At 65.6% G+C, this 15,349-nt stretch carries 13 protein-coding genes; 7 read left to right on the forward strand and 6 right to left on the reverse strand.

The window, feature by feature from the left end; genetic code table 11:
- Nucleotides 1–17: 17 nt before the first annotated feature.
- The 5 genes from ABZN20_RS07695 to msbA form a co-directional block, all read right to left on the reverse strand.
- A complete protein-coding gene (locus tag ABZN20_RS07695) occupies nt 18–1,907 on the reverse strand; it encodes an SEC-C domain-containing protein (RefSeq protein WP_218807342.1) in 1,890 nt (629 codons plus the stop codon).
- 3 nt (nt 1,908–1,910) lie between these two features.
- The gene (gene sucD, locus ABZN20_RS07700; RefSeq protein ID WP_218807343.1) at nt 1,911–2,789 is read right to left on the reverse strand and encodes a succinate--CoA ligase subunit alpha; all 879 of its coding nucleotides are present in this window, start codon (nt 2,787–2,789) and stop codon (nt 1,911–1,913) included.
- Nucleotides 2,786–3,946 (reverse strand): ADP-forming succinate--CoA ligase subunit beta, encoded by a 1,161-nt coding sequence (gene sucC, locus ABZN20_RS07705; protein WP_367027262.1) that lies wholly within the window; start codon nt 3,944–3,946, stop codon nt 2,786–2,788. Before sucC ends, sucD begins: the two co-directional genes overlap by 4 nt.
- Nucleotides 3,947–4,075: 129 nt before the next feature.
- On the reverse strand, nt 4,076–4,537 hold the full coding sequence (locus ABZN20_RS07710) for a hypothetical protein (protein ID WP_367027263.1): 462 nt from the start codon (nt 4,535–4,537) through the stop codon (nt 4,076–4,078).
- A gap of 70 nt (nt 4,538–4,607) precedes the next feature.
- Nucleotides 4,608–6,413, reverse strand: coding sequence for a lipid A export permease/ATP-binding protein MsbA (gene msbA, locus ABZN20_RS07715; protein ID WP_367027264.1), 1,806 nt, complete (start codon nt 6,411–6,413; stop codon nt 4,608–4,610).
- Between the two features lie 207 nt (nt 6,414–6,620).
- Between msbA and ABZN20_RS07720 the strand changes: the two genes are divergently transcribed.
- Nucleotides 6,621–8,648: an acyltransferase family protein gene (locus ABZN20_RS07720; protein ID WP_367027265.1), complete on the forward strand. Its 2,028-nt coding sequence runs from the start codon at nt 6,621–6,623 to the stop codon at nt 8,646–8,648.
- 8 nt (nt 8,649–8,656) lie between these two features.
- A complete protein-coding gene (locus ABZN20_RS07725) occupies nt 8,657–10,201 on the forward strand; it encodes a hypothetical protein (protein WP_367027266.1) in 1,545 nt (514 codons plus the stop codon).
- On the opposite strand, the gene ABZN20_RS07730 is transcribed toward ABZN20_RS07725, so the two are convergent.
- Nucleotides 10,187–11,500 carry a M18 family aminopeptidase gene (locus ABZN20_RS07730; protein ID WP_367027267.1) on the reverse strand — a complete coding sequence of 438 codons (1,314 nt, stop codon included), beginning with the start codon at nt 11,498–11,500 and terminating at the stop codon, nt 10,187–10,189. The genes ABZN20_RS07725 and ABZN20_RS07730 overlap by 15 nt on opposite strands.
- A gap of 124 nt (nt 11,501–11,624) precedes the next feature.
- Between ABZN20_RS07730 and ABZN20_RS07735 the strand changes: the two genes are divergently transcribed.
- From ABZN20_RS07735 to ABZN20_RS07755, 5 genes are all read left to right on the forward strand, one after another.
- Nucleotides 11,625–11,747, forward strand: coding sequence for a hypothetical protein (locus ABZN20_RS07735; RefSeq protein WP_367027268.1), 123 nt, complete (start codon nt 11,625–11,627; stop codon nt 11,745–11,747).
- Between the two features lie 139 nt (nt 11,748–11,886).
- Nucleotides 11,887–13,359, forward strand: a complete 1,473-nt coding sequence (locus ABZN20_RS07740; RefSeq protein ID WP_367027269.1) for an ATP-binding protein — start codon at nt 11,887–11,889, stop codon at nt 13,357–13,359.
- 172 nt (nt 13,360–13,531) lie between these two features.
- Nucleotides 13,532–13,909, forward strand: a complete 378-nt coding sequence (locus ABZN20_RS07745) for a VOC family protein (RefSeq protein ID WP_367027270.1) — start codon at nt 13,532–13,534, stop codon at nt 13,907–13,909.
- A complete protein-coding gene (locus tag ABZN20_RS07750) occupies nt 13,906–14,556 on the forward strand; it encodes an HAD family hydrolase (RefSeq protein ID WP_218807352.1) in 651 nt (216 codons plus the stop codon). Before ABZN20_RS07745 ends, ABZN20_RS07750 begins: the two co-directional genes overlap by 4 nt.
- Before the next feature lie 10 nt (nt 14,557–14,566).
- The gene (locus ABZN20_RS07755) at nt 14,567–15,349 is read left to right on the forward strand and encodes a hypothetical protein (protein ID WP_367027271.1); all 783 of its coding nucleotides are present in this window, start codon (nt 14,567–14,569) and stop codon (nt 15,347–15,349) included.

Raw genomic sequence — 15,349 nt, forward strand, 5'->3', positions numbered from 1 at the left:
GTCGAACCCAAACCCCATTATTGGGCCTTGCGTGGAGAAACCAGGCCGAGACCTGTAGCCCAGCCCAAAGCTCCGGATTGCTCCCACAGCCGCCGGCAGTCCTCGCGGTAATACCAGGCGGCGTCTTTACCGCCCAAGCTCACATAGTCTTCGTGGAGCTTGGGTTTGCGTGGTTTTTCCGCCACCAGCATTCTCAGCATTTCCGGATAGGACGCATGCAGCGACCTGAGCTCCGCCTCCGCATCGTCGATCCGCCCGCTTTGATACAAGGCGAGAATACGATTCAGCCCCAGGGCAGGAAAGTCGTTGGGGTAGCGGTCCGAAAGCGCCACGGCTTTCTCGGGCATTCCCAGTTCGAGGTAGGCGCGCCCCAGGTTCTCACGGAAACCGTGGTTGTCATGCGGATTGAGCGTGCCGACCATCCACTCCATCAACGCCACGGCTTCTTCGCGCCGGCCTTCGGCCAGATGGTCGAGGATGCGGGTCGCCAGCAGGCGGAGCGCCGGACGGTTTTCCGGAAATCCCCACTCCAGCTTGAAACCTTCCGCCCGGTTCGTCGCCAGTACCAGGCGCAATAACTCGACGGCACGATTCAGCAAGCGCTCCCGCAGGCGGGTGTGCATCTCCTCGTGTAGGTACTCCAGTTCGCCCAGGGCCATGACCAGATCATCGAGCACGTCGAAGTCTTGCCAGGCCAGAGGGTTACGTTCCAGCCAAGCGAGCCAGGACAGATCCTCCCATACCTCGGAGACGTCCGGCTCTGCCAGAGCCGACATCGGTTTCGCGGCAGGGAAAAGCCGTCCCCACTGCTGTCCGATTTTCCGCAGCCCGGCGTCTTCGACCAGCGGGCCGGCCGAGTCACCCTCCGGCTCCAGTTGGTAATGGCATTCGAGCGGAGGCAGCTCCGCCACCAGTTTGAACATAGTCCCCAGCCACGGCGCGCCCGCCGCGAACGCCTCCTGGGTGGCGCTCTCGACATCGCCGACCACGCCGCGCAGCCAGCCGGTCAAACCGCTGTGGTCCCGACTGCGATCACGCTCCATTCGGGCCAGCCAGAAACGCGCACGCTCCCTGGCCTGTTCCAGATCGCCGCTGAACATCAGCAGCGTGATCTCGAGCTGCGCCAGCGCCGGATTGTCGGGATCGAAGCGCTGGGCCTCCCGGAACAGATGCCAGGCGCCGGCCTGATCCCCCCGGTCGAACAGACCGAGGATGCGCCGGTGGAGGGCCGCGCTGCGCAAAGTGCGGTTCGACGAAGTGAGCACTTTGTCGATCAGCCGTTCCTTCTTGCGGGGATTGCCCAATTCGAGGTAGCAGTCGTTGAGCAGATCGAATGCCCTCTCCGCACGTTCATCCAGCGCCTCGACCTTGTCGAACAGCGGCTCCAGGAGCCGCACGGCCCGCTTGTGGCGCCCCTCTTCGATCCAGTCCTGCGCGACGAAGGCCAGCTCTTCCTTGGACATGTAGTCAAACGGCAGATTCGGGAACGCCTTCTCCGGGAGCGTATCCAGAACGTAGCGCAGCAAACTGAGGTGTTCGAATTGCGCCTCCAGGGCCGGAGCAATCGGTCCGCAACACTGCTTGTACTTGCGGCCCGAGCCGCAAATGCAGGGCTGGTTACGCTCGGGCTTGGGCAGGGGGCACGGCCGGAAATGGTTGTCCGGCCGGGGCGTGCGGTTCCAGATGATACGGCCCAGCATCGCCGCCATCGACCGCGTCGCCTCGACCGCTCCCATCCGCTCCGAGAATTTCGGAAAGAAATCGCCCAGCGCCAAAAACCGCGCGAACCAGTCCTGGAAGCCGTCGGGATCATCCGTCGCGATAGCGTTGCGTACGGCCAGACCGATCACGAACTCAAATTGCTCGGCGTCTTCCACGCCCACTGTGCCCAAGTTGTCGCTCGCCACGTGTCAACGTTCCGTTTTCAGGATGTCCAGCATGCGCCGTCCCATGTCGGACAGCGAATCGACCATTTCGACGCCCGCCCGGCGCATCGCCTCCACCTTGCCGGCTCCGGTCCCCATGCCGCCGGTGATGATGGCGCCGGCATGGCCCATGCGTTTTCCGGGTGGAGCGGTCAGCCCGGCGATGTAGCCGACCACCGGCTTGCTGACGCGGGCGTGGATGAACTCGGCCGCCTCTTCCTCGGCGCTGCCGCCGATCTCGCCCACCATGATGATGCCGGCGGTGTACGGGTCCTCCTCGAACATGCCGAGCACCTCGATGAAATCCAGCCCCTTGATCGGATCGCCGCCGATGCCGACGCAGGTGCTCTGGCCCAGGCCGGCCCGGGTGGTCTGGTAGACCGCCTCGTAGGTCAGGGTGCCGGAGCGCGAGACGATGCCGATGCTGCCCTTGCGGTGGATGAAACCGGGCATGATGCCGATCTTGCACTCGTCGGGGGTGATGACGCCCGGACAGTTCGGGCCGATCAGCACCGCGCCGTAGGAAGCCAGGGCCGCCTTGACCTTGAGCATGTGCAGCACGGGAATGCCTTCGGTGATGCACACGATCACCGAAATCCCGGCCTCGGCGGCTTCGAGGATGGCATCGGCCGCGAACGGCGGCGGGACGTAGATCATGCTGGCGTTCGCGCCGGTGGCATCGACCGCTTCGCGCACCGTGTTGAACACCGGCAGGTCCAGATGCAGGCTGCCCCCCTTGCCGGGGGTGACGCCGCCCACCAGTTGCGTGCCGTAGTCCAGGCACTGGCGGGAATGGAAGGTCGCCTGTTTGCCGGTGAAGCCCTGGCAGATGACACGGGTGTCCTTGCCGATCAGGATGCTCATGCCGCGGCCTCCACCGCTTTGCGGGCCGCCTCGTCCAGTTCGTTGGCGGCGATGATGGCAAGACCCGAGCGATCCAGCAGGGCCCGGCCCTCGCCGGCATTGGTGCCTTCCAGCCGGACCACCACCGGCACACCGACCCGCACCTCGCGCACCGCGGCGATCAGCCCTTCCGCGATCAGGTCGCAGCGGACGATGCCGCCGAAGATGTTGACCAGCACGGCACGCACCCCCGAATCCGAAAGGATCAGCTTGAAGGCTTCGGCCACCTTCTCCGCGGTGGCGCCGCCGCCGACGTCGAGGAAATTGGCCGGCTCGCCGCCGTGCAGCTTGACCATGTCCATGGTCGCCATCGCCAGGCCGGCGCCGTTGACCATGCAGCCGATGTTGCCGCCCAGGGTGACGTAGCTCAGGCCGTGTTCACGCGCGGCATGCTCCCGCGCATCCTCCTGGGTCGCATCGCGCAGGCCGGCCAGATCGGGATGGGCGAACAGCGCGTTGTCGTCGACACCGATCTTGGCATCCAGCGCCAGCAGTTCGCCGTCCGCCGTGACGATCAGGGGATTGATCTCGATCTGGCTCAGATCCTTCTCCACGAACAGACGGTACATGGCCGCCATCAGCCGGGTCAGCGTGCCGACCTGGGCCGTATCCAACCCCAGGGCATAGCCGATGCCCCGTCCCTGATGAGGCTGGAAACCGGCGGCCGGATGCACCCGGCAGGAAAGTATCTTCTCCGGCGCCTCGGCCGCCACGGTTTCGATGTCCATGCCGCCCTCGCCGGAAGCCAGGAACATGATCCTCGCGCTGGAGCGGTCGACCAGGACGCTCAGATAGATCTCGCGGGCGATGCCGCGCACTTCCTCGACCAGCACGGCATGCACGGGCAGCCCCTTGCCGCCGGTCTGGTAGGTGACCAGTTCGGAGCCCAGCAGCTGATGCGCGGCGGCGGCCACGTCATCTTCGCTGCCGCACAGCTTCACGCCGCCGGCCTTGCCACGCCCGCCCGAATGCACCTGGGCCTTCACGGCCCAGCGCTCGCCGCCGATCTCGAGAGCACAGGAGCGGGCCTCCTCGGGAGAAAAAGCGACGCCGCCGCGCGGCACGGGCGCGCCGTAGTCGGCAAGCAGCCGCTTCGATTGGTACTCGTGGAGATTCATGTATCGACCTAAAAAAAACACACGAGCGGGATCACGACGCAAGCGCCGGCCCCGCGAGAAAAGCCCGGTGGCGTGTCTGCGCCGCCGGCTGCGAGAAACGGAAGGGCTCCGGCCGGCGGAGCCTCCGATCTAACCCTGATACTTGGCCAGTCCCTTGAAGCGTTCGAGCGCCTCCTTGACCTTCTGCACCGTATCGCCCTCCAGCTCGGCGTTCTTGTAGACGCGGTCCAGCAGGCCTTCCGCCACCAGCGCTTCCTTGATCCATTTCTTGGCGAAGCGGTAATTGGTGGGAACCGCGGCGATTTCACCCGTGGCCGGATCGCGCAGCGCCACCGCCTTTTCTTCACCTTCGGCCGCTGCCTCCTCCGTGGCCGGCGCCTTCTCCCCGACTGCGGCAGCTACGGCGGGTTCTTCGGCTGCCGGCTCGACCACCGCCTCGGCCGGCGTTTCCGCAGGCTTCGCCGCGGTCACCTCCGGTGCGCAGGCCAAGTGTGTTTCGCCGGTCGACACCGGCCGGGATACGGTCTTGAAGACCTCGTAAAGCACATAACCGACAAAAACCACGGTGAAGACAAACAGAAGCTCGGTCATCACGCCACTCCTCGATATGCTTGGCGGGGTCAATCCCCGTTCTTGTCACACGCCGGTCAGCCCGGCCCTGTTATCGGCTGACAGCTTGCACCGCCACCGCTTCCGGCACGCTCGAATAGCCGAATTGCATCGCGTAGAGATCGGCATAACCGCCCCGTGCCGCCATGAGCTGGGCATGGGTGCCGCACTCGATGATACGCCCACCGCGCATCACGCAAATCTGGTCCGCATTCTGGATGGTGGAAAGCCGGTGCGCGATCACCAGCGTCGTCCGGTTCCGCATCAGGGCTTCCAGCGCCTGTTGCACGTAGCGCTCGGATTCGGCGTCCAGTGCCGAGGTCGCCTCGTCCAGGATCAGAATAGGGGCATTTTTAAGCAAGGCCCGCGCAATGGCAATACGCTGGCGCTGACCGCCCGACAGAACGATGCCCTGCTGGCCCACGAAGGTATCGAATCCCTGCGGCAATGCCGCGATGAAATCCAGCGCATTCGCCGCCCGCGCGGCCTCGCGCACGGCATCGAGGCCCACACTGTCCAGGCAGCCGTAGGCGATGTTGCTGGCCACGGTATCGTTGAACAGCGTCACTTCCTGGCCGACATAGGCGATCTGCCGGCGCAGGCTCTCCAGCGTCAGTTCGCGGACGTCATGCCCGTCGATCAGGATTTCTCCGGCGGTCGCTTCGTAAAGGCGCGGCAGGAGGCGCACCAGCGACGTCTTCCCGCTGCCCGACTGGCCCACCAGGGCCACGGTTTTGCCGGCCGGGATGACGAGCGAGACGTCGTCGACCGCGGCGCCGTGGCGGTCGTCGTACACCAGGCTGACGTGCCGGTACTCGATCGAACCACGGGCGCGCTTCAGCCTGATCCGTCCGGTGTCGCGCTCCCTCGGCATGTCGAGCATGGCGAAGATGCTGTCCCCGGCGGCGATGCCACGCTGCATGACCGAGACCACTTGGCTGAGCCGGCGGATCGGGCTCAGCATCATCGCCATCGCGGCGATGAACGCCATGAGGCTGCCCGGCGTGATGGTCTGCCGCACGGAATCGAGCGAAACCACGTAGAGGATTCCCGCCACGCCGGCGACGCTGATGAGATGGATCACCCCTCCTCCCAGGGCATCGGTGGCGATCAGCTTCATCTGCCGCTTCTGGTTGCGGTCGTTCTCCCTGGCGAATTTGGCGGCCTCGTAGGCCTTGCCGTTGAATACCTTGACGATGCGCTGGGCATCGATGACCTCCTGGGTCACGTGGCTCACCTTGCCCATGGATTCCTGGATGCGCATGCTCAGGCGGCGGAACCGCTTGCTGACGAAGCGGACGCTCAGCCCCAGCACCGGCCCCATCACCAGGAAGACCAGGGACAGCACCAGGTTCTGGTAGACCATCAGCGCCATCAGGCCGATGATGGTGAAGCCTTCGCGGATGCAGGTGATGATGCCCTGCTGGAGCGAGGCCGAGACCTGCTCGGTGTTGTAGAGCAGCTTGGACAGGAGCTGGCCGGCCGAGGCGTTGTCGTAGAAGGTACAGGGCAGATTCAACAACTGGTCGAAGATGTCCCGGCGCAGATCGGCGATCACGCGCCGCCCGACCGAGCCGGAGCAGTATTCGCTCAGGAAACCGGCAATGCCGCGCAGGACCGAAAGGCCGATCAGCATCAGGGACACATGGCGCAGCACCGTCGGATCGTTGTCGATGAAGCTGCCGTCGATCAGTGGCTGGATCAGCTTGGCGAAAAATGGCGTGATGGCGGCATAGGCGATCATCGCCAGCACGGCGACGAAGAATGACTTCCAGTACGGAAATCCATAGCGGAGCAGGCGGCGGTAGATGGCCAGTCCGCTCGACAGCGGCTTGGACTCCGTAGCTGAATGTTTCATGCGAAATAAGGTGGGGAAATCTCGAAATGCCTGGCGGCCATCGTTACAATGATGCCCAACCCACGGTGCAGTTACAACGCCGACAAGCACATACGTCGTTTCGACCGCCGTTCCCGCCCCTGGAAAACCGCAGTTTTCGCCCTGCCGCCGGCATTCCCCGCGTCTGGCTCATGCCGGATGCGCTCACCGGCGCCTGCTGAACCGGACATGCGCACCCACAGACATCTCGCCTATCGCCCCGACATCGACGGTCTGCGCGCCGTCGCCATCCTGGCCGTCATCGTGTTTCACGCCTATCCGCGTTCGCTGCCGGGCGGTTTCGCCGGCGTCGACGTGTTCTTCGTGATTTCCGGCTACCTGATCGGCGGCATCATCTTCAGAAACCTCGACGCCGGCAGTTTCAGCCTGGCCGATTTCTATGCGCGCCGCGCCAAGCGCATATTCCCCGCACTGATCACCGTGCTGCTGGGCGGCCTCGCGTTCGGATGGTTCGCGCTGCTGGCCGACGAATACCGGGCCCTGGGAAAACACGTCGCCGCCGGCGCCGGGTTCGTTTCCAACCTGGTACTGTGGCGCGAATCGGGCTATTTCGACACGGCGGCCGAATTCAAGCCCCTGCTGCACCTGTGGTCTCTGGGCATCGAAGAACAGTTCTACCTGCTCTATCCCGTGCTCATGGCGCTGATATGGCGCCTCCGGGCCAATCCGGCGCACGCCCTGCTCGCGCTCGCCGCCCTCTCCTTCGGCGGCAACCTTTACCTGGTCCATAGCGACACGGTTTCCGCCTTCTTCCTGCCCTTCACCCGCTTCTGGGAACTGTTGGGCGGAAGCACCCTAGCGTACGTCCATTTCCGGCGAGCCACGGCCAAACCTTCGACGAGCTTGCGCCACGAGTTGCAAGCCGCTGCCGGAATACTGCTGATCGCCGCGGCGATCCTCGTTCTGGACAAGGACAAGGACTTCCCCGGCGCCTGGGCGCTGCTGCCCACACTGGGCGCCCTGCTGCTGATCGGCGCCGGCCAGGGCACCTGGATCAACCGCCGGCTGCTCGCCAGCCGTCCGATGGTCTTCATCGGGGTGATCAGCTACCCCCTCTATCTCTGGCACTGGCTGCTGCTGTCGTTCGGGCTGATCCTGCGCTCGGGCGAACCGCTGCATCACCGTGCCGCGCTCCTCATCGCCGCCGCCTTCCTGCTGGCCTGGCTGACCTTTCGCTACGTCGAACGCCCGCTGCGTTTCGGCGCTTTCGGGCTGCAGAGGCTCAAGCTGGCCTCGCTGTGGAGCCTGCTTGCCTGCGCCGGCCTGCTGGGCTTTGCCGTTTTCCGGCTCGACGGCCTGCCGGAACGCGCCGCACTCGCCGGCGTCCGCCTGAAGATCGACCGCGACCTGCCCCGCCTGGCCGCAGAGGGCTACCGCGGCAACGGCATCGCCAAGGCGCTTTTCCAGGGCGAGTTCAAGCCGGGTGACGACTTCTTCCAGCTCGGCGACTTGCCCAAGGACCAGCCGCTGACCGCCGTGATCGGCGACTCCCACGGCAACATGCTGTACCAGGGACTGGCGACCGCGGCGGCGCGGCCGGAAACCATCGTCAACCTCGGACGCGGGAGCTGCCTGCCCTTCGTCGGACTGGACACGGTCAAGAAAAATGGCAGGAGCGCCGGCTGCCAGCCTTTCGTCGGCAACGTGGTCGACTTCATCACACAGACGCCGGACATCGCCACGGTGGTCATCGCGGCGTTCTACAAGCAGTACCTGGAAGGCGGCGTGACGCTGCGAAGCACGCAAGCCGGCAGTACCAAATCCGCCGCAGAGCTGTTCCGTACCGGCCTCTCGGACACCCTGGAGCGCCTGGTGCGGGCGAACAAGCAGGTCGTCCTCAGCCTGGACAACCCGGACATGGACCGGACCGTCATGACCGCCTGCTATTCGCTGCTGCGCCCGCTGCTTCCCAGGAGCCCGGACACCGGCTGCCAGATGCCGCGGGCCGGCCATGAACGTGACCAGGCCCTCGCACGCGGTCTGATCGAAGAAGCCGCGGCCCGCTTTCCGGACAGTGTCCGGGTGTTCGACCCGGCGGCGGTCTTGTGCGACGCGCAGTACTGCTACGCCTATCACAAAGACGACCTGATCTACCAGTTCGACGGCAACCATCTCACGGTGAAGGGTGCCGTACTGGTGGCGGAGCGGCTCTTCGCCCGCCCCGACGGCGTCCGAACCTTCGCCCACGCGCCCTGATGCCGGCCATGCCTCCTCTCCGTCACTCCATTCCTCGGGGCGAATCCGGCGCGCGTCTCGCCGCGGCCACCCTCATGACCTGGTTCTTCGTCATCTCGGTGGCCGTAGGCGACGTCATCAACAAGGACGGCGTGCTGTACCTGGATGCCGCGGCGGCATTCCTCGACCAGGGGGTGAAGGCGGCGGCGGCGGTCTACGGATGGCCCGGCTATTCCGTGCTGATCGCTGCGGCGTCCCGCCTGACCGGCTGGCCACTGGAGACTTCCGCCCATCTGCTCGATGCCATCTGTTTCCTGGCCATCGCCGACAGCTTCGTCCGGCTGCATTTCGCACTGCGCGGCGAGAGCGAGTCGCCTTCCGGCTGGGCGCCGGTGCTGCTCATCCTGGCTTTCCCGGCGCTGGGCGACCGGCTGAACATCGTCCGGGACTGGGGCTTCCTGGCGGCGAGCCTTTGGGGACTGCTGCATCTGGTCAAATTCCGCTTCGAGCCTCAGGGCAAGTTTGGCCATGCCGTGCTCTGGCAAGCCGGCATCGCGGCGGCGTTCGTGTTCCGGATCGAGGCCCTGGTGCTGATCCTCGCCGTCCCCGTCTACTTCCTCTTCGAGCCGTTGCCCTGGCGCGCCAGGGCGCGCAATTTCCTTTTGCCGATCAGCGGCATCGTGCCGGTGCTGATCCTGGGCGCAGCTCTCCTCGCCACCGGGAGGCTCGCCCCCGGCAAGCTGTGGGAAATCACCGCCTATGGCTACCACGACCCGGCGCTGATCTGGAAGTTCTTCTCCCTGCATGCCGATCGGCTGGCCGCGGTCCTGCCCAACGACTACAGCGCGGAGTACGCGAAACTGATCCTGGGAACGGGACTCGTCGCCACCCTGTTTTGGCTGATCGGCGCCAATCTCGGACCCGTGCTGCTGGGGATTTTCGGTTACGCCGTATACCGGTTCGGCGGGCGGCTCCCGCCCCGGTTCGGGCTGATGCTCTGGGCGGCCGGCATGGCCAGCGGCACCCTCCTGATATTCCTGGCCGTCCAGCTCGTCCCGGACAAACGCTATGCGCTGCTGCCGTCCGCGCTGCTGCTGCTCGCCGGGGGGGGTTACCTGGAGCGCATCGCCGCCGGAACGGGATCGCCCCTTGCCGTGAGCGGAGTCGAACGGTGGGCCAGGCGGCTTGCGCTAGGACTGGTCGCGGCGCTGTGCGTCGAGAGCGCCGTCGTGACTCCCGACTACCGGCTCTACCTGCGCGACGTCGGCCGCTGGATGCGGGAAAACCTCCCCGCCGGCGCGAGCCTGGCGACCAACGATCCGAGGCTCGACTACTACGCCGGCCGCCCCATGAATCAGGAACAGATCCGCCAGCTCATGCCGGTCGATCGGCTCGCGGACTGGCTGGCCCAGCCCGGCCTGCCCGACTACTTGGCGCTGCGCCTGACCTCGCCGCGCGACCTCAAGAAGGCGGAAAACGCGCTGAACCGCGAACCTCTCAAAATGTTTTCTCCCAGCCCGCGCGAACATGTGTTGATCTACAGGCTGAACGGCGGGAACTCAGGCGCCCCCTGAGAAAAAGCTCCGCAGCAAGCGGATCATGTGGGTGTGATCCCGCACCCCGGCGCTTTCGCGGACGCTGTGCATCGCCCACATCGGGTTGCCGATATCGGCCGCGGGGATGCCCAAGCGGGCGGCGGTCATCGGGCCGATGGTGCTGCCGCAGCCCAGATCGGTGCGGTGCACATACTGCTGGTACGGTACCCCCGCCTCCTCGCAGAGGCGAATGATCCGCGCCGCCGCCGCCGCATCGGTCGCGTAACGGCCGCAGGCATTGGTCTTCACGACCGGCCCCGCGTTGACGAAGACCTTGTGCTGCGGTTCGTAAAACTGCGGAAAATTGGGCTGATAGGCATGCGCCATGTCGGCGCTGACGAGGAAACTGCGCGCCAGCGCCTGCTTGTACCGGACGCGGTCCAGACCCAAAGCCAGCGCGATGCGTTCCAGCACATCCGGCAATAGCGTCCCGTCCGCGCCCTTGTGGCTTTCGCTGCCGATTTCCTCGTGATCGAAGAACGCCGCCACCGCCACCGCCTCCGAGGCGGACGCCTGCAGCAAGGCGCTCAGGCCGGCATGGCAGGAGGCGAGATTGTCCAACTGGCTGTCGGCAATGAACTCCCGCTGCGGACCCCAGAAAGCCCCCGGCTGAGTGTCGAACACGCTCAGCTCCCAGCTCAAGACATCCTTCGGCTCGCAGCCGGCCCGCTCCGCCAACAAGGCGCGCAGCCGGTCCTCCGCTGGTGTGTCGTCCGCCATCGCCAGCAACAGCGGCAGCTCGGTCTGCTTGTTGAACTTCAGCCCGTCCTTGTTGACTTCGCGGTTCATGTGGATGGCCAGGTTCGGCAGGCGCACCAGCGAATCCGGAAAGTCGACCAGGCGGACATCGACGCCCGCCTCCGTCCGCACGCCCACCCGCCCCGCCAGGCTCAGATCCCGGTCGGCGAAGGTAGCGAGGATCGGCCCGCCATAGACCTCCACCCCCAGCCGCAGCATGGAACTTTCCGCATGCGCTCCCCGCGGCTTGACCCGCAAGCCCGGCGAGTCGGTATGCGCGCCGACGACACGGAAGCCGGTTTCGGCCAGCGCCCCCTCGCCCACGGCGAAGGCGACCACCGAGGAGTCGCCCCGCACCACGAAAGCGCGATCGCCGGGCTCCAGACTCCAGACCTCGCCCTCCTCCAGGCGCCGGAAGCCAGCCGCCAGCAGCCGGGCCGCGATCGAATTCCCGGCATGCCAGGGGCTGGGACTCTGGTCGATGAAGTCGAGAAGCTGCTGGGCGTTGGTCGAGAATTCAGCCGTCGTGTCGTCGTTCATGGCGGTGCGGGAAGAGTTGAGCCTTAGGCTCGATAACTTATCACGGCCGCGGGCGAATCCTTTGACACTGGACCGGTGTCGTTATTTCCCGGTACGCCCTGGCGCCTACCGGTGACTGGGTAACGTGCAACGCCTGACCGGCAACCTTCGTATCGCCGATGACAACAAGCATATGCCGTTCGCCGCGACCGACGTCTTCCTGCCAATCAATGGCTGGAGCCTAAAACGACCGCCGATGCAGATTTAGGCGTAGATGATGCAGGTGCTCGAATCAGGAGCGTTCGAGGTGGAAGCCAAGCCACCTGTTGCCGCGATTTTATCTCTAATATACAAAAATAATAAAAGTGTGATTTAATTAACCAGCGTACCCAGATAGAATTTCGCCCATGAAGGTCTCGAAGAGAGAGCTCGTCGCCGTCCTCGCCCAGTTCAACCCCTGGTGGCGGAGAGAGGCCATCGCCGACCTGCCGTCGTTCCGGCGGGCCGCCTTCCGTGAGCTGTACACCTGGATGACAGCGCCGCCCGCCCCAAGGGCTGTGCTGCTGTCCGGCGCCCGCCAGATTGGCAAGACCACGCTGCTGCTGCAGGCCGCGGACGCGCTGCTGCGCGCCGGCGTGCCCGCCGCCAACTTGCTCTACGCGACCTTTGATCATCCGATCCTGAAACTGGCCGGCATCGACGCCGTGATCGACGCCTGGCGCGAGCGCGAACCCCGCGCCGACGGGCCTGAATACCTGCTTCTGGACGAAGCCCAGTTCATCCGGGACTGGGGAACCTGGGTCAAACACCAGGTCGATTTCCGCAAAGACCGGCGCATCATCTTCACCGGATCGGCCATGCCCCTGGTGGAAGCCGATCAGGAGTCCGGCGTCGGACGCTGGCACACGATACGGCTGACCACGCTGTCGTTCTACGAATACCTGCAGATCAAGCGCCTGCAACTGCCAGAGCTCCCCAAGCTGCGCAGCCTGCGCGACCTACTCGACTGGGCGCCGGCGGACTTCTATCGCGCGACCGACGTCGCCGCTGCCTACGTCGGCCACTTCCACGAATACCTCGTGCGCGGCGGCTTCCCCCAAACCGCGCAGATGGACAGCATTACCCAGGCGCAGCGCCTCTTGCGCGAGGACATCATCGATAAGGTCTTGAAGCGCGACATGACGGCCCTGTTCGGCGTGCGCCGCGTGCTGGACCTGGAGCACACCTTCCTGTACCTGTGCATGCACGACGGCGGCCTGCTCGATATGGTGGACCTGTGCGCCAACCTGGAGGTCAGACGCCCCACGGCACAGCACTTCATCGAACTGTTGGAAGCCACCCACCTGATTTACCGCCTTCCGCCCCACGGCTACGGCAAGGACGTACTGCGCGCGCGCTTCAAGATTTATCTCGCCGATGCCGCCATCGCCCCGGCGGTGATGCTCAAGGGCAAGGCCATCCTGGAAGACGCCTCCGCCTTGGGCGTGGCCACAGAGACGGCGGTGTTCAAGCACCTGTTCGCCCGCTACTACGCGCAGAACGTGCGCTTTTCGTACTGGCGCGGCAAGCGCGACCACGGGGTCGACCTCGTCGCCGAAGTCGGCGGCGAACTGATCCCCTTCGAGGTGAAGTACCGCGCCCAGCACACCGGTGCGCGCGAGCTCAAGGGCCTGATCGAGCTTTGCCAGGCCAAGCACATCGCGCGCGGCTACGTGGTCACCAAGTCGCTGGACGACTTCGGGATGATGCAGGGGCTACCGACGTCCACACATGCTGCAACCCAGATCATGCGCATCCCGGCGCCCTTGCTGTGCTACTGGATGGGTGCAACCGAACTGCCTGCGGACACGGTGGTCAACACGCCCGAGAACGAAGCATAGCCACGATGGCCGAGACCAAGAAACCAACTCATCAACCCAACCTGCCGTTTCCGCCAACGGCCGATGCTCGGCATCAGGAAGGCAAACCATCACGCCGGTTACTCGCCACTCCGCGCTTCTGGCACAATCCGAGCCCCGTGGCCATAGCCCGATTGGAGTACGACACCCCCACATGCCCATCATCAGCCATCTGCACCACGTCTCCCTCCTGGTATCCGATCTGGAGGCCAGCCGCCGCTTCTACGAAGGCGTGCTGGAACTGGCGCCCAGCGACGCCCGGCCCGCTTTCGATTTCGAAGGCATCTGGTACGACCTCGGCGCTCAGCAAATCCATCTCATGGTGCTGCCCAATCCCGACCTTGGCGCGGATCGGCCCGAGCACGGCGGGCGGGACCGCCACGTGGCGCTGGCGGTGGCGGACTGGGAGACTCTGCTCGCCCGCCTGGAACAGGCCGGCATACCCTACACCACCAGCCGCTCCGGACGGCGCGCCGTCTTCTGCCGTGACCCGGACGGCAACGCCGTGGAACTCATCGGCCCGGCCGTATGAAGTACGAACTCATCATCTTCGACTGCGACGGCGTGCTGGTGGACAGCGAGCGGCTGGTGAACCGCATCACCGCCGCGTTCTTCAGCGAACGAGGGCTGCCGATCCAGGCCGATGCCCTGCGCGCCATGTTCAAGGGCAAGACCATGGCGGACGTGGCCCGCTGGGCCGAAACCGCGGCCCGGCCGCCCTTGAACGCCGACTGGTTCTATGAACTCGGCATCGCCACGGCCCAGGGATTCCAGCGCGATTTGCGGCCGGTGGAAGGCATACGCCCGGTGCTCGATCTGCTGACGGCACGCGGTGGCAAGCTGTGCGTCGCCTCCCAGTCGCCGCCGGCCCGCCTGACGCTGTCCCTCACGGTGACCGGGCTCGGCGCCTATTTCGGCGAGCACGCCTATTCCGCCGCCCAGGTCGCGCGGCCCAAACCGGCACCCGACCTCTTCCTGCACGCGGCCCGGCAGATGGGCGCCAGTCCCGAGCACTGCGCGGTCGTCGAAGACTCGCGCAGCGGCGTGCTGGCGGCGCGGGCGGCCGGCATGACGGTGTACGGCTACGCCGCCGACGAGGAGCCGGATACGCTCGCCGAGGCCGGTGCCATCGTGTTCGGGTCGATGGCACAATTGCCGCACCTCTTGTGTGCCGGCTGAAATGCGTGCCATGAAAAAACCTGTCGTCATCATCGGGATGGGCGAAATGGGCGAGTTGTTCGCCAGGGGTTTCTTGAAATGCGGCCACCCCGTCTACCCCATCCTGCGGGGGACCCGTCCGGAAAGCGTGGCGGAGGCGATTCCCGAACCCGAGCTGGTGCTCGTCGCGGTCGGGGAAACGGAGCTGCATCCGGTGCTGGACTCGCTGCCGCCGGCATGGCGCGAACGGCTGGGCCTCTTGCAGAACGAACTGCTGCCGCGCGACTGGCAACGCCACGACATCGCCGATCCCACCGTGATCGTGGTGTGGTTCGACAAGAAGAAAGGTCGGCCCTTCGTCCCGGTGCTGCCCACGCCGGTCGCCGGTCCCCGCGCCGGCCTGATCGTCCAGTCCCTGGAGGCGATCGAGGTGCCCTGCCATGCCATTCCCGACGAGGAACTGCTGTACGAACTGGTCCGGAAAAACCTCTACATCCTCACCATCAACCTCGCCGGCCTCCGCACCGGCGGCACGGTGAGCGAGCTGTGGGAACGGCACCGAGAACTGGCGGAGAAGACGGCAGGTGAAATCCTCGACATCCAGGAATGGCTCACCCAGACCCGCCTGCCGCGTGAACGGCTGATGGCGGGCATGCTGGAAGGCTTCGCGGGCGACCCCAACCACATCTGCACGGGGCGCACCGCGCCGGTACGGCTGCGGCGGGCTCTGGACCATGCCAGGGCTGCCGGCATCGCCACTCCAACCCTGGCCAGTATCGCCGAGGACCTGGCCGCCGCCACGCCGGAGTCCTGA

The sequence above is a fragment of the Methylococcus sp. ANG genome, from assembly GCF_040730495.1.
GTDB lineage: Bacteria > Pseudomonadota > Gammaproteobacteria > Methylococcales > Methylococcaceae > Methylococcus.